22 protein-coding genes and 1 tRNA gene are annotated in these 16660 nt (G+C 62.4%); 13 read left to right on the forward strand and 10 right to left on the reverse strand.

The window, feature by feature from the left end; all coding sequences use genetic code 11:
* Window positions 1-3: 3 nt before the first annotated feature.
* Together ACLM42_RS03725 and ACLM42_RS03730 are read right to left on the reverse strand one after the other, a co-directional pair.
* Complete coding sequence (locus tag ACLM42_RS03725; protein WP_247911257.1) at window positions 4-276, reverse strand: Nif11-like leader peptide family natural product precursor; 273 nt, start codon at window positions 274-276, stop codon at window positions 4-6.
* Between the two features lie 88 nt (window positions 277-364).
* The gene (locus tag ACLM42_RS03730; protein WP_415399786.1) at window positions 365-4366 is read right to left on the reverse strand and encodes a magnesium chelatase subunit H; all 4002 of its coding nucleotides are present in this window, start codon (window positions 4364-4366) and stop codon (window positions 365-367) included.
* Between the two features lie 156 nt (window positions 4367-4522).
* Here ACLM42_RS03730 and dapB point away from each other — a divergent pair, with 156 nt between their 5' ends.
* The 5 genes from dapB (at window position 4523) to ACLM42_RS03755 (ending at window position 7837) form a co-directional block, all read left to right on the forward strand.
* On the forward strand, window positions 4523-5377 hold the full coding sequence (gene dapB, locus ACLM42_RS03735) for a 4-hydroxy-tetrahydrodipicolinate reductase (protein WP_415399787.1): 855 nt from the start codon (window positions 4523-4525) through the stop codon (window positions 5375-5377).
* Window positions 5378-5403: 26 nt separating this feature from the next.
* Window positions 5404-6051: a hypothetical protein gene (locus ACLM42_RS03740; RefSeq protein ID WP_415399788.1), complete on the forward strand. Its 648-nt coding sequence runs from the start codon at window positions 5404-5406 to the stop codon at window positions 6049-6051.
* Window positions 6052-6125: 74 nt separating this feature from the next.
* Entirely contained in the window at window positions 6126-6380 is a 255-nt protein-coding gene (locus tag ACLM42_RS03745; RefSeq protein ID WP_247911253.1) for a high light inducible protein, read from the forward strand.
* Between the two features lie 70 nt (window positions 6381-6450).
* Window positions 6451-7611 carry an FAD-dependent monooxygenase gene (locus ACLM42_RS03750; protein ID WP_415399789.1) on the forward strand — a complete coding sequence of 387 codons (1161 nt, stop codon included), beginning with the start codon at window positions 6451-6453 and terminating at the stop codon, window positions 7609-7611.
* A gap of 13 nt (window positions 7612-7624) precedes the next feature.
* Window positions 7625-7837, forward strand: coding sequence for a DUF2949 domain-containing protein (locus ACLM42_RS03755; protein WP_247911250.1), 213 nt, complete (start codon window positions 7625-7627; stop codon window positions 7835-7837).
* Between the two features lie 10 nt (window positions 7838-7847).
* Here the strand turns inward: ACLM42_RS03755 and ACLM42_RS03760 are convergent, their stop codons facing one another.
* Window positions 7848-8372: an adenine phosphoribosyltransferase gene (locus ACLM42_RS03760; RefSeq protein ID WP_415399790.1), complete on the reverse strand. Its 525-nt coding sequence runs from the start codon at window positions 8370-8372 to the stop codon at window positions 7848-7850.
* Window positions 8373-8411: 39 nt separating this feature from the next.
* Between ACLM42_RS03760 and ACLM42_RS03765 the strand changes: the two genes are divergently transcribed.
* The 5 genes from ACLM42_RS03765 to ACLM42_RS03785 are packed head-to-tail and all read left to right on the forward strand — an operon-like array spanning window position 8412 to window position 10853.
* Window positions 8412-8948 (forward strand): DUF3038 domain-containing protein, encoded by a 537-nt coding sequence (locus ACLM42_RS03765; protein WP_415399791.1) that lies wholly within the window; start codon window positions 8412-8414, stop codon window positions 8946-8948.
* 8 nt (window positions 8949-8956) lie between these two features.
* The gene (locus ACLM42_RS03770) at window positions 8957-9553 is read left to right on the forward strand and encodes a DUF4335 domain-containing protein (protein WP_415399792.1); all 597 of its coding nucleotides are present in this window, start codon (window positions 8957-8959) and stop codon (window positions 9551-9553) included.
* A 36-nt stretch (window positions 9554-9589) separates the two neighbouring features.
* The gene (locus tag ACLM42_RS03775; protein ID WP_247911244.1) at window positions 9590-9838 is read left to right on the forward strand and encodes a hypothetical protein; all 249 of its coding nucleotides are present in this window, start codon (window positions 9590-9592) and stop codon (window positions 9836-9838) included.
* The gene (locus tag ACLM42_RS03780) at window positions 9835-10230 is read left to right on the forward strand and encodes a hypothetical protein (RefSeq protein ID WP_415399793.1); all 396 of its coding nucleotides are present in this window, start codon (window positions 9835-9837) and stop codon (window positions 10228-10230) included. The genes ACLM42_RS03775 and ACLM42_RS03780 overlap by 4 nt, the downstream gene beginning before the upstream one ends.
* A gap of 47 nt (window positions 10231-10277) precedes the next feature.
* A complete protein-coding gene (locus ACLM42_RS03785; protein WP_415399794.1) occupies window positions 10278-10853 on the forward strand; it encodes a linear amide C-N hydrolase in 576 nt (191 codons plus the stop codon).
* A gap of 139 nt (window positions 10854-10992) precedes the next feature.
* On the opposite strand, the gene ACLM42_RS03790 is transcribed toward ACLM42_RS03785, so the two are convergent.
* The 3 genes from ACLM42_RS03790 to ACLM42_RS03800 form a co-directional block, all read right to left on the reverse strand.
* Complete coding sequence (locus ACLM42_RS03790) at window positions 10993-11340, reverse strand: hypothetical protein (RefSeq protein ID WP_247911239.1); 348 nt, start codon at window positions 11338-11340, stop codon at window positions 10993-10995.
* 42 nt (window positions 11341-11382) lie between these two features.
* Window positions 11383-11574, reverse strand: coding sequence for a hypothetical protein (locus ACLM42_RS03795; RefSeq protein ID WP_247911237.1), 192 nt, complete (start codon window positions 11572-11574; stop codon window positions 11383-11385).
* A gap of 235 nt (window positions 11575-11809) precedes the next feature.
* Window positions 11810-11894: transfer RNA gene (locus ACLM42_RS03800), tRNA-Ser, on the reverse strand.
* 127 nt (window positions 11895-12021) lie between these two features.
* Between ACLM42_RS03800 and ACLM42_RS03805 the strand changes: the two genes are divergently transcribed.
* Window positions 12022-12192: a hypothetical protein gene (locus tag ACLM42_RS03805; protein ID WP_247911236.1), complete on the forward strand. Its 171-nt coding sequence runs from the start codon at window positions 12022-12024 to the stop codon at window positions 12190-12192.
* Window positions 12193-12195: 3 nt separating this feature from the next.
* Here ACLM42_RS03805 and ACLM42_RS03810 read toward each other — a convergent pair whose 3' ends face one another.
* Complete coding sequence (locus ACLM42_RS03810) at window positions 12196-12393, reverse strand: hypothetical protein (protein ID WP_247911235.1); 198 nt, start codon at window positions 12391-12393, stop codon at window positions 12196-12198.
* A gap of 98 nt (window positions 12394-12491) precedes the next feature.
* Between ACLM42_RS03810 and ACLM42_RS03815 the strand changes: the two genes are divergently transcribed.
* Window positions 12492-12767 (forward strand): hypothetical protein, encoded by a 276-nt coding sequence (locus tag ACLM42_RS03815; protein WP_415399795.1) that lies wholly within the window; start codon window positions 12492-12494, stop codon window positions 12765-12767.
* A gap of 33 nt (window positions 12768-12800) precedes the next feature.
* Here ACLM42_RS03815 and ACLM42_RS03820 read toward each other — a convergent pair whose 3' ends face one another.
* The 3 genes from ACLM42_RS03820 to nrdJ form a co-directional block, all read right to left on the reverse strand.
* Window positions 12801-13004, reverse strand: a complete 204-nt coding sequence (locus ACLM42_RS03820; RefSeq protein WP_247911233.1) for a hypothetical protein — start codon at window positions 13002-13004, stop codon at window positions 12801-12803.
* Between the two features lie 58 nt (window positions 13005-13062).
* Window positions 13063-13329, reverse strand: a complete 267-nt coding sequence (locus ACLM42_RS03825; RefSeq protein ID WP_247911232.1) for a hypothetical protein — start codon at window positions 13327-13329, stop codon at window positions 13063-13065.
* 137 nt (window positions 13330-13466) lie between these two features.
* Window positions 13467-15803, reverse strand: coding sequence for a ribonucleoside-triphosphate reductase, adenosylcobalamin-dependent (gene nrdJ, locus ACLM42_RS03830; RefSeq protein WP_415400121.1), 2337 nt, complete (start codon window positions 15801-15803; stop codon window positions 13467-13469).
* Between the two features lie 180 nt (window positions 15804-15983).
* On the opposite strand from nrdJ, the gene ACLM42_RS03835 reads away from it, so the two are divergent.
* On the forward strand, window positions 15984-16646 hold the full coding sequence (locus tag ACLM42_RS03835) for a class I SAM-dependent methyltransferase (protein ID WP_415399796.1): 663 nt from the start codon (window positions 15984-15986) through the stop codon (window positions 16644-16646).
* The last annotated feature ends 14 nt before the right edge of the window (window positions 16647-16660 follow it).

Raw genomic sequence — 16660 nt, forward strand, 5'->3', positions numbered from 1 at the left:
CGTTTATCTCGCAGCCAAGTCGAGTTGTTTGACTTCCAGGCTGATCAAGAAGCGCTCGTGATATGGGGTTTCAAACCACCGTTCCAGTTCTTCATCGGTCAGGCACAGGGTGGTCTGGGCCTCGATGCGCAGTAAGTCAGCCTGCGTCAGTTTGATCCCAAGCTTTCTTGCCATTTCGCAGATCGCTGCAGGGTTCTCGCACCGCTTTACCTCTTTTTGCAGCAGCGGATCATCCTTGAGGATGAATTTCAAACTCATGACGCCTGCAGAGCTCAAGTCCGTTGCCGCATTCTTTCAATCCAACGTATTCACAAAAAAGGCTGGTGGAGGCCACCAGCCATTGAGGGATCCGTTGGACGTCTGACTACTGGGTGACACCCTCGATCCGATCTTCGATCTCCTGGTAGATCTCCTGGAGCTGTTCGATGTTCTCGTCGGAGGTCTCCCAGTAGCCCCGGCCGTTTACCTCCAGCAGGGTGCCGACGATGCGGCGGAAGCTGTGGGGGTTGAGATCCATGAGACGCTTGCGCATCTCCGGATCGTTGATGAAGGTCTCGTTGGCTTCTTCGTAGACGAAGTTGTCAACGGAACCACTGGTCGCGCTCCAGCCCAGGGTGAAGTTCAGGCGCTTGGCCACTTCACGCACACCCTCGTAGCCGGAGTCCAGCATGCCCTCGTACCACTTGGGATTGAGCAGCTTAGTTCGCGAATCCAGGCGGATCGTCTCGCTCAAGGAGCGGACCTGGGCATTGGCGGTTGTGGTGTCGGCGATGTAACTCGAGGGAGCCTTACCGTCGTCCCGCAGCCCTTGGATCAGCTTGGTGGGGTCACTATCGAAGTAGTGGCTCACATCGGTCAGGGAGATCTCCGCTGAATCCAGATTCTGGAAGGTGACATCAGCGGTCTTCATGACCGACTCGAACACCTCACGCTTCTGGTTCATCTCGCCGGGGTTGTCGGCGTTGAAGGCGAAGGTCTTACGGGAGAGGTACATCTCCTGCAGTTCGTTCTCCTCTTCCCAGGTGCTGTTCTCCACCGCCAGGTTGACGTTGGAGCTGTAGCTGCCGCTGGCATTCGAGAACACACGAGTGGCCGCATCCCGCAGGGAGATGCCTTCTTTTTCAGCTTGTTCCTGGGCGTGCTTGCGCACGAAGTTCATCTCCAGGGGCTCATCGGCCTCGGCGGCCATCTTCACGCCCTGGTCGATCAGGGCCATCTGGTTGATGAACAGGTCGCGGAAGACACCGCTGCAGTTCACCACCACATCCACCCGGGGACGGCCCAGTTCTTCCAGGGGAATCAACTCGAGTTTGTTCACCCGGCCCAGGGAGTCGGGCACCGGACGGGCTCCGATGAACCAGAGGATCTGGGCCAGTGATTCGCCGTAGGTCTTGATGTTGTCGGTGCCCCAGAGCACGCAGGCGATGGTTTCGGGCCAGGTGCCTTGCTCCTCGCGCTGCCGCTCGATCAGGCGGTCCACCACAACCTTTGCGGCGGCAACGGCTGCTCGGGTCGGGATGGCCTGGGGATCCAGGGCATGGAGGTTTTTGCCGCTGGGCAGCACGTTGGGGTTGCGGATCGGGTCCCCACCAGGCCCGGGCAGCACGTACTCGCCATCGAGGGCCTTCAGCAGGCTCTCCATTTCCAGATCGGCGCAAACCTGCTCGAGGCAGAACTGCAGGTAACCGAACAGAGTCTCCAGCTCGGCTTGATCCACGTCGGGGAAGCCAGCGGCGTTGCAGGCACTCAGCCAGGGGCTTGGCAGCTTGAAGCCGAAGCGCTCCAGCAGCTCAAAGAACCAACCGAAGTTGCGTCGCAGGGTCACCCGGCCATCGCTGCCGGTCACGGCCTTGACCATCGCACCGATGGCGGCGCGGGAGGTCTCGGTGATGACGCGGTTGAGTTCGACATCGGCGAGGACTCCGTCGTCGTTGCCCTGGTAGACGTCGGCGATCGTGCGGCCTTTGCTCTCCGCCAGCAGAGCAGGCAGGGAGCGGATGCCCTCTTCCTCGCGCTCGAGGGCAGCAATGTTCACCAACGTGGCAATCGCCTCTTCAGCCGTGGGGGGCTTACCGATGGTGTGAAGACCGCAGGGCAGCAGACGGCTCTCGATCTCCATCAGTTGGCGATAGACCGCACCAACCACCCCATCGCGGCCGTCGAGGTCCAGCTCGGAGGCATCGACCTCGGGCAGTTCGACGTCCTTGTCGAGGTTGCACTGGCGGGCTGTCTCGACGACGGCATTGACGATCTGGACGCCGCGGGAGCTCTCACGCAACTGCTGGTATGAACCCACCAGCTCGCCCAGTTCCTTCAAGCCCTTGTAGAGACCAGCGTTCTCAGCGGGAGGGGTCAGGTAGCTAATGGTCTCGGCGTAGCCCCGCCGTTTGGCGATGGTCGCTTCTGAGGGGTTGTTGGCTGCGTAGTAGTAGAGGTTTGGCAGTGCGCCGATCAGGGAGTCGGGGTAGCAGGTCTCGCTCATCCCCATCTGCTTGCCAGGCATGAACTCCAGCGAGCCGTGGGTGCCGAAGTGCAGCACCGCATCGGCGCCCCAGACCTTCTCGAGGTAGGTGTAGTAGGCGGCAAAGCCGTGGTGGGGGCTGGCGCTGCGGGAGTACAGCAGCCGCATCGGGTCACCCTCGTAGCCAAAGGTGGGTTGAACGCCAACAAAGACGTTCCCGAAGTGGCGGCCGAAGATCAGCAGGTTGGTGCCGTCGCTGTTGAGGTTGCCCGGGGGCTTGCCCCAGTTCTCCTCCAGGCGCTCGGAGTATGGGGTCAGGCGCTCGTACTCCTCAACGCTCATGCGGTGTGCAATGGCCAGCTCCGGAGCACCCTCAAGGGCCTCGGGGTCCTGCAGCACCGCCTCCATCAGCTCCTTGGAGGTGCGGGGCAGGCCGCTGACGTCGTAACCCTTGGCGCGCATCTCCTCCATCACCCGATGGATGGAGCCAAAGACGTCGAGGTAAGCCGCTGTACCGACGTTGCCCTTATCGGGAGGGAAGCTGAAGACGGTGATCGCCAGCTTCTTATCGGTGCGGGGCTTGATCCGTAGGGAGGCCCAACGGATCGCCCGCTCAGCAATGGCATCCACCCGATCCTGCAGGGTGTGCGCCTTGCCGGTGGCGTCGTCGCGCCCGGAGAGCACGATCGGCTCGATGGCTCCATCGAGTTCGGGGATGGCGATCTGGAGGGCCACCTGAACAGGGTGCAAACCGAGATCGCTCTCCTCCCACTCCTGGGTGGTTTGGAAGACCAGGGGCAGGGCAACCATGTAAGGGCGGTTGAGTTTCTTCAGCACCTCAATCGCTTTGGGGTGGTCCTGGCGGGCCGGGCCGCCCACCAGGGCAAAACCGGTCAGGGAGACCACGCCATCGACCAGCGGTTGGTCGGGATTGATGGGGTCGTAGAAGAAGGCGTTGACCGGCTTGGTGAAGTCCAGTCCACCGCAGAAGACGGGAATGACCGTGGCACCGCGGAACTCCAGTTCCTGGATGGTTGCCACGTAGTGGGCTTCATCGCCCGTGACGATGTGGCTTCGCTGCAGCACCAGGCCAATCACAGGCCCTTTGCGAGCTTTCTCACTGAGGTCCTGGCGGCTGGCATTCCAGTTGAGGTACTCCTTGAGGTCCTCGAACATCGAGGGAGCCAGCGGGTGCCAGATGCCCAGGTCGGGGAAGACCTCGGGATCGGCAACTTGGATCTCGGGGCGCTCCTCGCTGCTCCTCGGGTAGACGTATTTATCCGCCAGCATCAGCAGGAAGTTCCGGAGGTTGTCCGGAGTGCCGCCCAGCCAGTACTGGAAGCTGAGCATGAAGGAGCGGGCGTCCTGAGCCTTCTCCACCGGCAGGTACTTCAACACCGTCGGCAGGGTGTTGAGCAGCTTCAACATGGCGTCCTGGAAGCCAGCGCCGCCGGCCTCCTTGCGCTTTTTCATGAAGCCGGCGATGGCCGACTTGCTCTGACCGAGCTGGGCCATCGAGAAGCTGCCCAACTTGTTGAGCCGCATCACCTCGGGCATGGAGGGGAAGACCACCGCCGCTTTCAGGCGATCGCGGTGGGGGGCCACTGCATCCACCACCTTCTGGGCCAGGTCTTCGATGAAGATCAGCGAGGCGATGAAGACATCCGCTTCAGCCACATCGGCGCAGAAGTCTGCGTAGTTCTCGGGATCCCGCAGTTCCTCGATCAGATAACCGCTGAGATCCACTGCCAGAGGGCCGTTCTGGTCGTTCAGGGAGGTGGCGGCCTGGGTCAGCGCGTTTTGGTACTGGGGCTCGAGGACCACGTAGACGGCCTTCATCACGGCCCGGCCGTTCACCTCCGCGGGGCTGACGCGGCGGGAGGCGGAGCGGACCTGCGTGAACATTCGCGCTGATTGAGCAATGTGAAGAAGCCTACGCAGGAGTGCGCTGTCTGCGCGAGGGTGATTCCTTCCTGTAACAGGAGTTCCGGGGGACTTTTCGGCCCTAGGAAACCGTGTTAATGGGCGACATAGGCTCGAGCCATCCTCTTGCCTCTCCCCATGTCCCAGGCAGTCGCCAGCAAGCCCATCTCCGTTGTGGTGGCAGGCGCCTTGGGCCGGATGGGCGCTGAGGTGATCAAGACCGTTGTGGCGGCTCCGGATTGCCAGCTGGTGGGTGCGGTCGGTACCACCCCTGGCAAGGAAGGGGCTGATGTCGGACTGGAGCTGGGTCTCGGGGAGTTAGAGGTCGCGATCACGTCCGATTTCGAAGGCACCCTCTGCCAAGCCAGTCAGGCCGTCCGTAATGACGGCCCTGGTCAGGGGGCAGTGCTGGTCGATTTCACCCACCCTTCGGTGGTCTATGACCACACCCGAGCGGCCATCGCTTATGGCGTTCACCCGGTGATCGGTACCACGGGCCTCAGCCCTGAGCAGCTCCGTGACTTGGCCCAGTTCGCGGCCAAGGCCTCCGTCGGCGGTGCCGTCATCCCCAACTTCTCCGTGGGCATGGTTCTGCTGCAACAGGCCGCCGCCGCCGCGGCGCGCTTCTATGACTTTGCGGAGCTCACCGAGCTGCACCACAACCGCAAGGCCGATGCCCCCAGCGGCACCTGCATCAAAACCGCCGAGTTAATGGAAGACCTCGGCAAGCAGTTCAATCCGCTTCAGGTGGAGGAGCACGAAACCCTCGCCGGATGCCGGGGCGGCCAGCGGGAGAGTGGCCTCCGTCTGCATTCCATCCGCCTGCCCGGGCTGGTGGCCCATCAAGAGGTGATGTTTGGGGCTGCTGGCGAGACCTACACCCTTCGCCACGACACGATCGATCGTTCCGCCTACATGCCCGGTGTGTTGCTGACCGCCCGCAAGGTGCGCCAGATCGATGGTCTGGTCTATGGGCTTGAGCGCTTGCTCTAATCCCCACCGCAGCAGACACTGTCGCCATGCTCATCCCGCTTCGCCCAGGAGAGCTGCCGCGTCTGATCCCCGCGGTGGCCACTGGCCCTCAGTTCAATTTCTGTAGTGGCAGTCCCCAGAAGCTGCTGCAGCGGTCCTTTATCTCGATCATCGGCGGGGTGATCAGCCTGCTGATCAGCCAGGGGGTTGCGATCAACAGCCAGGCCTCCCCGATCCTGCTGATGGTCGGTGTGATCTTCCTTCTCTATCTGCTCTGGGGGCCGATCGTGGAGGCCAGTCGTAAGAACGCGACGCTCCGCCGCTACCCAGCCGCCGCCATCTTCGAAGGGGAAGTGGCTGACCTCTACACCAAGGAATTGGTGGAGGGCCGTCAGGAGACCACGGATAAGCAAGGTCGCCTGGAGACCGTCGAAAACCGGCGCACCTGGCTCTGCCTGGAGTTGGAGGACGAGGATGGCTACCTCGGCAGCATCCGCTTCCCGTACAACAAAAAGCACCAGCCAATTCGGCGTGGTGCAGTGATTCGCTGCTTGGTGCTGAGCGAGCGCAAGGACTTCTCTCGCGTTGGCGCCCTTAGTGATGCCTGGCTGCCCCAGATGAAGCTCTGGGTGGGTGAGTATCCGTTTCTCCTGCGTCCGGCCTTCGAGGAGCTCTGCCTGAAGCGGCTTCGCTGAGCTCGGATCAAGGAGGCCTTGTTACATCGCGCAATATTGCGTTACAGTTCTGTTACGTACCGAAGAGACGCGTGATGACCCAAGCCAATCCCTCCGCCCCCGCAGTGATTCGCGGCGCCACCGTGACCGAAGAAGACGGCGGCCGTCTCAACGCTTTTGCCACCGAGCCCCGCATGGAAGTGGTGGACGTTGAGAGCGGCTGGGGCTTCCACGAGCGCGCTGAAAAGCTGAACGGCCGCATGGCCATGCTCGGCTTCATCGCCCTTCTCGCCACCGAGCTTGCTCTGGGTGGTGAGTCCTTCACCCACGGTCTGCTGGGTCTGGGCTGATTCCCTTCAACACCGTTCACCAAGGCCGCAGCACAGAATCGTGCTGCGGTTTTTTTGTGCCGTTTCCCCTGTGCCCCTCACAAAGCGTTCAACCCTGCGCGCTCGGGTGAATGGCGCCGGGCCCACTGGGGCTCTAACGGCCCTGGCTTTGGCGGATGCGGGCTGGCAGGTCGAGCTCTGCGATCCGCTCGAAGCCGCCGCGCTTCAAGGTCGGAATCGGGCCTATGCCCTGACCCATTCCAGCCGGGATCTGCTGCAACGGCTGGGGCTTTGGGATGAGCTGCTTCCAGCCCTGGCCCCGTTTCGGCGGCTGGAGCTCTGTGACCGGGCCACCCACCTTCAGGTCCCGTTTACGGCGAGTGATCTGTCCTGGCTGGGGGAGGGTGATCAGCCCGTGGGATGGATCCTCCAGCACCGCGCCTTGATGCAGGTCCTGCTGGCGGCGGTTCAACGCCAAGACTCCATTACCAATCGCCTGGGGATGCTCCCCGCGCCAGTCCCCGCCGGCTTGGATCTGGTGGTGGCAGCGGATGGTCACCGCTCGGCCACCCGTCAGGCCGCGCGGATCGGGCACTGGGCCTGGCCCTATCGCCAGGGATGTCTGACGGTGCAGGTGCGACTGCGCGGCTCAGCCCCTGATCAGGCCTGGGAGCTGTTTCGTCCGGAAGGTCCCTTTGCGGTGCTCCCCCTGGGGGCGGATGCGTTCCAGTTGGTGTGGAGTGCACCGCTGCAGCGCTTGCGCCAGCTGGAGCAGCTCGATGCTGTGGCATTTCTCGATGCCCTCAGCGGCGCCTTGCCCGAGGAGCTGCAAGCGGAGGTCCTGCTGGATCAACCCAAGGCTTTCCCCGTGGCTCTGGAGTGGGCTTGGCCTTTGGCCCGTCGCTCGACCGTGGTCGTGGGTGAGGTGGCCCATCGCTGTCACCCCGTCGGCGGCCAGGGCCTGAACCTCTGCTGGCGTGATGTCGATCAGCTGCATCGCTTGGCCCGGCGCTGCGCGTCGGGGCGGCTGCGGCCTCGGGCACTGGCTGGCGCCTACGGCCGCTCGCGCGTTCTCGATATCGCCCTGGTGCTGCTGGCCACCGATGCTCTGGTGCGCCTGTTTTCCAACCGTTTTGCGCCGCTCCTGGTGCTGCGGCGCTTTGCCCTGCAGGCCCTGGGCCGTTGGGGATGGATGCGTCAGCTCAGCCTGCGGGCGATGAGCGAGGGGCCTTGCCGCCTCTGGCGGGGCTGAGCAGGATGGCGGCATGGTCATCTGCACCTCGCCGCAACCCGCTCCCCACCCTGAATTGCTGCGCTTTTTGCGCAGCAGCCTCGGGCTCAGCGAGAACGCCCTGGGATTGGGGCTCAAGCAGTCGCAGCTGGAGCAGGCCCCGCTGCCGGTGGTGCTCTGGCGTTTTGGTTTGATCAGCTTGGAGCAGCTTGATCAAGTCCTGCAGTGGCAGGACCTGCACCTTTAAAGCGCCGATCTCAGTAGACGATCAGGGAGTCCACGGGGACCCCGGCCGGAAGTTTGCCTTGGCCGCCGAGATCAGTCAGTTCCACCACAAACGAGAAGCCCACCAGTTGCCCGCCGACTTGTTGCACCAACTCGGCGCAAGCCGCGGCGGTGCCGCCCGTGGCCAGGAGGTCATCCACAATCAGCACCCGCGGGCTGTTCTCAAAGCCATCGGGCACGATTTCGAGCCGGTCGGTGCCGTATTCGAGGCTGTAGTCGACGCCGATCACCTGGCCGGGCAGTTTGCCGGGTTTGCGAACTGGGCTGAAACCAATGGTTTTTGCAGTGGCCAGGGCTGTGCCAACGATGAAGCCGCGGGATTCGATGCCGACGATCAGATCGGGCTGCAGCCGGTCACAGACCTCCCCAAGCTGGCGCATCACCTCCTGCCAGGCGTCGGGCTGGCGCATCAGGGGGATGATGTCGCGAAAGAGGATCCCGGGCTGAGGGAAGTCGGGGATTTCCCGGACCAGGTGACGCAGATTGATAGAGCCCATGGTCGACGAATCAGCGCCAGTGCTGGCAGTATCGCAGCCATGGCCGAAGCCCCTGCGAGCGTGCAAACCCCCTTGTCCCGCCGCGGGATCGAGCGCCTGGATCTGATGCTTCTCTGCGCAGAAGCATTGGATCTCAACGGTGGGGAGGCCATGGTCTGGCTGAGCGAAGAGATGGGTTTCACCGACCTCTTCCCCAACCGGGTTGAGCTGTGGAAGCGCCGTTGCAGCAACCCGCTCCGCCGCAACACCCGCCGGGCATCGCTCAAGCCGGAGGAGACGGATGCCTTAATCCGCATCCTGACGGCCCTCTCTGAGCGTCTCTATCCGATGCTGCGGACCCTGCTTTCTTCGGCGGAGCCCCCTGATCTCAATGAGCAGCGTTGGGATCTCTTCCGGTCGCGTCTGAGGGAGTTGGTGCTTGAGCGCCTGAACCCCAGGCGGGGCGGAGTCCAGCGTTTGCTCGATCCTTTGGAGGGACCTGCGCTGAGCCGTGAACTGGTGCAGTCCATGGCGCTCTGCGCTGGTGAGGGCGGCTTTGAGCGCCTGCGCGCCAGCCTTCTTGATGCAGCTGTTTGATCACCGAGATGAAACTCACGACTCGCTACGAACAAACCAGCTGCCGTCTCATCGTCGAGGGCCTTCCGGATCTCTCCGCCGGACAGTCCTCGAGCACCATCGGCATCCTGACCGGCTTCACGATGGGCCTGGCGGGCCACACCGAACTGGAGGGCCAGCGGGAACACCTGCAGGCCTTGCTCTTCGCCGTGATCCCCTATGCCCGGCATCTTCTCAGCGGCGTTCCCAAGGTTTTCGGAGCCGACGATGCACCGGTGGCCATTGCCCCAGGAGACGGCTGCCATCAGTTGGAGTTGCGCAGCAGCCAGCCGAACACGCCTCCCTTGATCCTGCGTCTTGATGACGCCGAACTCTCGGACTTGGTGCGCTGCCTCGATCAGCTCCGTTTGGATTCCCGGCTGGCCCTTCCCTTTGAGGCGCCACCGCTTCTGCCCCTGGCGCGCAAGGAACTGCGCCATCGCCAACCGTTGCTGCGACGGATCGCCGCTCCGCTTACCGGGGTTGTGGCAGTTGCGGTCAGTGCTGCCTTGATCGCGATGCTGCCGACGCCGAAGCCGGCGTCTCAGACTGCCCCCGAGCTGGCTCCCCCGGCCAAGGGCGGTTGACGTCCTTTTGAATCACCCCACACTTGCAGTACTGCGATGAGCGCATTGAGCTGGTCGGAATTGCGTCGTCGCGTCGCCCGTCTTGGTGCCAGCCTTGATGTGGTCGTGCGCAGCGATCCGGAAGTCTGTGGTCTAAGTGGTCCTGACTTTCACATCTCCTTGCATCACGGCGGCCAGGGGGATTGCACGGTTGGTGATCTGAGCCTGGTGGACTGCCCCAACGACTTGGTCCTGGTTGAATTTGAACGCTGGATGCGCGGAGCCGGACACCAGCTGGAGTCATGACACGGCAACGGCGTTTGCGGGTGGTGAGTAGCGGAGTGGGCGCGGCTGAGCGGCAGCGCCCGGTTTTTCGCAAGCGCAAACCCAAGCGGCGTTCAAGGCTGATCCTTGAGGCGGTCCTGATGATGGCCGGCGGCGTTGGTTTGCTGGTGTTGTTGCTCCAGCTCCCGCAGCTGATTGACCTCGACAGCCTGCTCTTGGTGAGCACCGCCTTGGCCCACCTGATCGGAGGCCTGTCTCAGCTGTTGATGGGTGTCCTGCAGCTGCTTGGCGTGCTGCTCTTGGGTGGCCTGGCCCTGTTGGCGCTGCTCTGTTTGTTGGGTGGCTTGGTGCGTTTTGTGCGAGCCGTGGTGGCCCCAGCCCCCAAAACGGCCCAGCCAAAACGTCGCCGCTGAGCAGCGTTCTGAGCATCCTGTGGAGAGCGCTTCGATCGCTCTTCCCCATGACGACACGCCGGCTTTGGCCCTTGGCTCTGGTTTTACTTGGAGTCCTCAGCCCTGCTGCGGTCCATGCCTGTAGCCGTGTGCTCTCCAACAGCAACGGTCAGTCGGTCGTGGTGGGACGCACGATGGACCTTTACCTCGATGATCAGGCTGCCCTGGTGCTGCGGCCCCGCGGCCTCGAGGCTGTTGGCTTGGTCAGCACCAGTGTTCCGAATGCCAAACGCTGGCGCGTGAAGCACGGCAGCGTTGGCGTGATGAGTGTGGGGACGGTGCTCGCCGATGGCCTCAACGAACGGGGCCTGAATGTCAACCTGCTCTATCTCTCCGGCAGTGATTACGGCTCAGCCAGCAGCGCTAAGCCCGTGATCTCCAACCTGCGGATGGCCGAGTTTGTGCTCGACAACTTCGCCAACACCGATCAGGGCAGCTATGCCTTTCAGCTGGCCCGCAATCCCTATCCGATCTGGGTGGAGCTGAGCCGTTTGAATTTCAGGGCTGGTGGAGCCATGCGCCGGCTCAATGTTCAGTCCCCTGCGCTGACAGGCGATGTCTCGGAGCTGTTGGATCGCTCCTGAGTTAGCCGCCGTGGAGCTGCTGGAACCAGAAGCCTGCGAGCTGCCAGGAGCTCCACAGGAAGATCCCTAGGAACAACCAGTTCAACCAGGGCGGACGCTTGTCGTTCTCAAACACGGTTGCTCTTGGTGCGAAGGGGCATCATCGCCCCCGGAACCACTGCAGGACCAAGCCCTGTGCTTGAGGTCCTGGAACGGTAATGACGGCGAGGGTCTCGACTCCCCGCTGGTAGTCGTAGCGGCAAAAGCCCTGGCCTGTGCCTGAGCACGCACTCAAGCTTGGGAGTCGATTGCCAGCCAGCTGCCGGTCCATGGGCTCTGGCGCCAGTCCCTTGACGGGCTGCCAACCATCCCGCTGCAAACTGGCATCGGCCTGTTCGATGGGCTGCTGCGGGATCAAGGTCACCTCTTGGGCCGCGCTGACTCCGCTGATCCCACTCAGAAGGGTCAGCAGGATCAGCAGTCGGCTGGACGAGGAAACGGCTGCCATGGCAGCGGCCGAGGCGAAGGTCTACTTCGATTAGAGCAACGCTCAGGCAGGAACGGAACTGCGCTGTTCTCTCACTTGATCGTGCAGGGCCTCGAGCTGGGCGTGGACGGAGCGCAATTGCTCACGAACGGCCTCGGTGTTGTCCAGTTTGCTCAAGGTCAAGAGCATGGTTTCGATCTGGTCCTTGCTGTTGATCAAGACGCGGCATTCGCTGGTGCCAGGTTCGTAGCGCACGGAAGAGTGTTCGCTGGAACACCATCGAAGCGAGCCTGAGCGATCAAGAGTGTGGCGAATATTGCCGTTTTGGCAGTTGGACGGAGCGGCGACTGTGACGGACCGCGCAACTGAAATCTTGAGATTCTCTTGTCTCACTTGCAACCGGTGAGGGGCTCGGCAAGATGCTTAATCCGCTTGAGCCCTGAGCTAGCGGCTGGCAGCCCTGGACGCTCTGCTGGCCGGGTTGAAAAAGCGGAGGGGGTGGGATTCGAACCCACGGAAGCTTTCACTTCGCCGGTTTTCAAGACCGGAGCCATCAACCACTCGACCACCCCTCCAGGGACGACCTTGGGTCGGGTTCATTGTTCCATGGGGCGGGACGCTTCCGCTATCTCAGGGGAGAGACCAGTGAGACTAATTTGCAAGGTTGGTTTAGAGCGCAGCGATCGAGAGGTCGCGAGATCGATGGCCGTTCTTTCCACCAACCTGTTGGCCGTGCGCACCAGGGAGTTGGCCGACATGATTGAGACCCTGCCGGTCAGCCTCAGCCCTGATCATCAGTACGAGCGCTGTTGCGAGCTGCTCGAGCAGGTCGCCGTTGCCTTGGACCTGCTTTCCGCTACCGCTCCGGGTTGACGGCTAGGCGTCGAAGCCAAAGCTTTGGCGCTTGCGAGAACCAATCAACTGCTTGGTGACGTGCTTCTGGGCGTGCATCATCTCGGCCATCTGCTTGGCGAGGTGCTTGAGCAGCTCCAGATCATCCATGGCATCGATCGAGCGCTTGATGCGCTCGAGTTCAAAGTTGGATTCCAGTGAGAGGGAGCTGGGCTGGGCCACCGTGCAGACGCTTCTGTTAAGTAACGTTAAGCCTGCTGGGTTCGTCGGTGTGGCTGCTTGGGTCAGTAGACAGCGTCGTTTCGCCACTGAGGTCTTCGATGTCCGCGTCAGTTGAGAGTCAGCGAGGTGTTCGGGAGATGCTGAATGCCCATTTGTTCCCTGTCCTCGCCGGGGTGGGGGCGGTCTGTGCGGTCTCAGGTGCTCTGTCCTTGGCATCGCTTGGGCGACAGGCTGATCGTTGGAGCCGTTGTTATGACATCAGCCTCAGCTACCTCATCGAAAGCAGGCCGCAGCTCAGGCAGCACGCCGATGCCATTGCAGCCAATTTCTGCAATGGGGGTAGGCCGATTGGTCAAAAGTCAGGAGCTTCGTAAGCGGTTCGCTGGGGCGCGCTCCTGACTGGTTCGTTATCGATTTCCGTCTGGACCCTCGTAGGTGAACTCCAGCAACATTGCTGAGAAGAGGTTTTTGAGCTTGACGAGTTGCTCCTGCTCCCTCGGGTCAGGAGCACCGGCCCACTTCTCCAAATGGAAGCTCACGGACTTGTGCAGAAGCCTTGCGGCATTGATGTCAATCGATAGATCAATCGTTGGATTGTTCTCGTCTTGCATCTGAAGAAGAAGGGTTTGCCCCTGACGGTCCAGGCGAATGGATTGAGATGCTCTGATCTCAGCGGCCCGATGGCTTGCTCTCAAGGGCCTTGAGGAAGGCTGCGGGTCCGCTATTCACAGGCGGAAGCTCCAGCGTGGCTTCCCTTCCTTCGAGTGCGGCCTTAAGGGACGCAATCATCACGCTATTGCCGGAGTTCTCAACCGCTTTGAGCGCTTTGAGGAGTCGCGCTTCACGGGAGGCGCTGAGCGCTACGGATTCAGGCTGGGCGCTCTGAGCTCGAACACTCTCGAGTTGCTGAGCGAGGTTCTCCCAGAGCAAGCCCACGTCTGAATCCGCAAGGTCTGAGGACTTTCTCACAAAAAAAAGGTTGCAGCGTGATGGCAACCTCCCGTTGATTCCTTTGGTCACCACCGTCTTCACCCGAGTTGATCAAGACGGTGATGGAGGGATTTTTTCTGAGATCAGTTCTCAGGCTTGGCCAAGGGCAGCAGGCACTTGTCGGAGTCGCATCCAGCCGGACCGGCTTCCATGAGTTCACCACCGTCGTAGCGCTGCAGCGCTTCGAAGAAATCGTTGGTGCTGCGGCGGCCGACCACGGCGGCCTGGAGCTCTTCGTAGGTGGCCTGGTTGATGGGCTCAAACGGCAGGCGCGGGAAGGTGGCGTTGGCGTCAAAGCGAGCCAGTAGGGCCGCTGAGATGTAGCCCTGGCCGTTGTCGATCGCAGCGTGGATTGCGTCGGTGAGGGGTTCGATCTCGTGCTCGCGGAACTCCACCGTTGCCGAGGTGTTGTGGGCCGTGTAGTGCTGCTGCACCTGCATGTAGAAGTCGAACTGGGCCATCGCCGAGAAGTTGTTGATCTCAACGGCGTCCGCGCCGGGGAGGTTCGCCCAGCTCACCTCGGTCGGAATTTCGACCAGCCACTCGGTGCAGCGGGGATCAAAGGCGTCATCCAGCAGACGACCCTCTTCGTCCTTGTCGGACTGGGACGGCACGATTGAGTAGCCGTAGTCCATGCAGGCCAGGGCGACCGGATCGTTCTTGCGGAAGGTGATCCGACGGATGAAGCGCTGGGCCTTGGGGGGGTGCCAGCCGGGGGAGGCACCGGTCAGCAGGCTCTTGGTGCCGGCAGGCTGAACGGTGGTGCAGCGGTTGGGCCTGCGCAGACCTTGGCGATCGCAGTAGTCCCAGACGGCCTTGTTGACGATCTCCTTCCAACGGCTGAGATAGTCCGCCTCCTTGGCCTTGAAGGCACGACCTTCTTCGCTGTCAGGACGACCGGCTTCCCACCAGGTCAGCCAGGGGGTGCCAAAGGCATGGACGAAGAAGTCGAACAGGCCGGTGAAGCTCACGCCAACGATGGGATCCCAGGCGCGGCTTTGGCGGTAGCGCTCGACTTCGAAGCGGTGGTTGAGCAGGCAGGCCACAGCCAGGCCGCCGGCGGTGAAGGCTTCCTCCTGGGCGACCAGATCGTCGGGGTCGATTCGGTTGAGGTGAATCTCGGCGAGGTTGCAGTGGAAGTCCGCGCCCAGGATCTCGCCGCAGGGGTTGAGGCCATAGCGGCCGAGGCGATGCTCGAGCTCCTCGGGGCTGATCTCGGGATGGTTGGTGGAGAGCCACTGACCGGCTTCTTCCCGTCCCTGGTCGCAGTAGACATCCATGAACTCCGTGCGCAGCTCAGGGGTGGAGAGCAGGTCTGCGTTGGAGCGGGCAATGGCTTCAGGGGCGAACTGAATCGCACCTTCACCGGAGTGGAACTGCTTGGTTACCGCTTCTAGAACGGTCTGGCGGTCAGGACGGCTGTGGAAGACCCGCGTGTGATTGGCCATGCGCAGCGCATCGCGTTCGGGATCGATGCGCCAGTTGCCGTCGCTGTCCTGCTGCCAGAGGTTGTCCTTGGCGGTGGAGGCCGCGGTGTCGTCAGCGGCGAACTGACGCATGCCGGCGCTGCGACGAATGTTGCCCGCCACGATTGTGACGGCGGCCTCGTCGATCAGCAGGCAGCACTCCACGGAGGTGAGCCTGCGGCCTTGGGCCTTGTTCAGGATTTGCGCGACGCGGCCATAAAGGTCCTTGAGCTTGACCGGGTTGGCCATGCCACCGAAACCCTTCAGGGTTTCGCCGACGGGACGGACATCCGAGAGGTCAATGTTGACTTCGATCGGGGTGTTGGCGTCGAAGCGCTCGTCGCTGCAGAGCTCCAGCAGCAGCTGGTAACTATCCACCCAGCCGCGGCGGGTGTCGCCCACCTTCACCTGAACGGTTTGACCGTTGATCTGATGGGTGGTGGTCTCCTGACGCTGACCAGCAGGGGTCACACCGATGTCACTGACGCCCGTGACCTTGATGGTGTTGCGGACGGCGGGGAGGCGATCGATCAGGTGCGGCTCAATGATGGCGCCGGTGCCGCAGCCCATCATCGCCAGGTCCATCATCAGACCGAAGGCTTCCCAATCCACCAGGTTGGTGGAGGTGCAGTTGTAGGAACCGGAGAAGTTCGCGTCCTGTTCGATCCAGGGGGTGCCGCCGATCCAGAGCCAACGTCCCGAGGGAAGGGCCTTTTGCTCTTGCTGCATCCGGCGCAGCAGGGCCACTTCCTGATCGTTGAGATTGCCGAGTTTGCGCAGGCCCGAGAGGTTGCGCTCAGCAACCTCGTTCCAGCTTTCGCGACCGTTCGGGGTTTTGCGGCTGTAGGTCCGATAAAAGACAGGATTGGCCGCAGGTGCAGTCGCGGGAAAGTCGGGTCTGGGGCTGTTCAGGGCGCTGGTGCTGCTTGCAGCACTGGCTCCAGGAACTGACACGGTCACGGGCGTCGATCTCTAAGCGTGCCGGCACCCTAACGCCACTGGTGGGGTCTGCAAGTTGCCGTTGCCACTAGTGGCGGTGCGCGGCGCTCGATGCCGTTCTGTGGCCTTTCTGGGACAGGGGATATGGAAAATCTGGAATTTTCGTCAGATTGCGGATTCACGGTCAGCTCTTTGATGCAGCGCACCCCTGAACCGGAATTGATGGATGCCCCAGAGCAGGCATCCGCCTATGCCGCTGCCGATTTCAGCGCAGGCGATCAGGCCTTGGTGGACCGTATTGGCTTGCTGTTCCCCTCCGGATTGGGGCCTCGGGTGCTCGATCTGGGCTGTGGTCCCGGCAACATCAGCTTTCGTCTGGCCCAGGCCTATCCAGACGCTGAGGTGATCGGACTGGATGGTGCCCTGTCGATGCTGCAGCTCGCCGAGCGGCGCCTGGAGCAAGAACAAGACCTGGCTGAGCGGCTGTCCTTTATTGGTGTCTGCTTACCGTCGGCGGATCTGCCCAAGGGTTGCAGCGGCCTGGTCAGCAACAGCCTGCTGCACCATCTGCACGATCCGCTGGTGCTCTGGCTGGCCATCGCCCAAGCCGCTTCTCCTGGAGCGCGGGTCTATGTCAAGGATCTGCGCCGGCCCCCCAGTCCTGAAGCTGCCGAGCAGTTGCGGGAGCGCTACCTGGCCGATGCTCCGGCGGTGCTTCAGCACGATTACGTGGCCTCACTGCACGCCGCCTTCACCGCTGCTGAGGTGGAGCAGCAGTTGCAGGTTTCTGGCTTGGAGATGCTGCAGGTGGCTGAGGTGCACGACCGCTACCTGGAAATCTGGGGGCAACTGCCGTGAGCTCACCTGTCAGG

Source organism: Synechococcus sp. W4D4 (assembly GCF_047716805.1).
Classification (GTDB): Bacteria; Cyanobacteriota; Cyanobacteriia; order PCC-6307; family Cyanobiaceae; genus Vulcanococcus.

Bases quoted from the DNA above. Each gene is read 5' to 3' on its own strand.
- ACLM42_RS03730 (WP_415399786.1), bottom strand. From the start codon at position 4,366: ATGTTCACGCAGGTCCGCTCCGCCTCCCGCCGCGTCAGCCCCGCGGAG.
- dapB (WP_415399787.1), top strand. From the start codon at position 4,523: ATGTCCCAGGCAGTCGCCAGCAAGCCCATCTCCGTTGTGGTGGCAGGC.
- ACLM42_RS03740 (WP_415399788.1), top strand. From the start codon at position 5,404: ATGCTCATCCCGCTTCGCCCAGGAGAGCTGCCGCGTCTGATCCCCGCG.
- ACLM42_RS03745 (WP_247911253.1), top strand. From the start codon at position 6,126: ATGACCCAAGCCAATCCCTCCGCCCCCGCAGTGATTCGCGGCGCCACC.
- ACLM42_RS03755 (WP_247911250.1), top strand. From the start codon at position 7,625: ATGGTCATCTGCACCTCGCCGCAACCCGCTCCCCACCCTGAATTGCTG.
- ACLM42_RS03760 (WP_415399790.1), bottom strand. From the start codon at position 8,372: ATGGGCTCTATCAATCTGCGTCACCTGGTCCGGGAAATCCCCGACTTC.
- ACLM42_RS03765 (WP_415399791.1), top strand. From the start codon at position 8,412: ATGGCCGAAGCCCCTGCGAGCGTGCAAACCCCCTTGTCCCGCCGCGGG.
- ACLM42_RS03770 (WP_415399792.1), top strand. From the start codon at position 8,957: ATGAAACTCACGACTCGCTACGAACAAACCAGCTGCCGTCTCATCGTC.
- ACLM42_RS03775 (WP_247911244.1), top strand. From the start codon at position 9,590: ATGAGCGCATTGAGCTGGTCGGAATTGCGTCGTCGCGTCGCCCGTCTT.
- ACLM42_RS03780 (WP_415399793.1), top strand. From the start codon at position 9,835: ATGACACGGCAACGGCGTTTGCGGGTGGTGAGTAGCGGAGTGGGCGCG.
- ACLM42_RS03785 (WP_415399794.1), top strand. From the start codon at position 10,278: ATGACGACACGCCGGCTTTGGCCCTTGGCTCTGGTTTTACTTGGAGTC.
- ACLM42_RS03790 (WP_247911239.1), bottom strand. From the start codon at position 11,340: ATGGCAGCCGTTTCCTCGTCCAGCCGACTGCTGATCCTGCTGACCCTT.
- ACLM42_RS03805 (WP_247911236.1), top strand. From the start codon at position 12,022: ATGGCCGTTCTTTCCACCAACCTGTTGGCCGTGCGCACCAGGGAGTTG.
- ACLM42_RS03815 (WP_415399795.1), top strand. From the start codon at position 12,492: ATGTCCGCGTCAGTTGAGAGTCAGCGAGGTGTTCGGGAGATGCTGAAT.
- ACLM42_RS03820 (WP_247911233.1), bottom strand. From the start codon at position 13,004: ATGCAAGACGAGAACAATCCAACGATTGATCTATCGATTGACATCAAT.
- ACLM42_RS03835 (WP_415399796.1), top strand. From the start codon at position 15,984: ATGCAGCGCACCCCTGAACCGGAATTGATGGATGCCCCAGAGCAGGCA.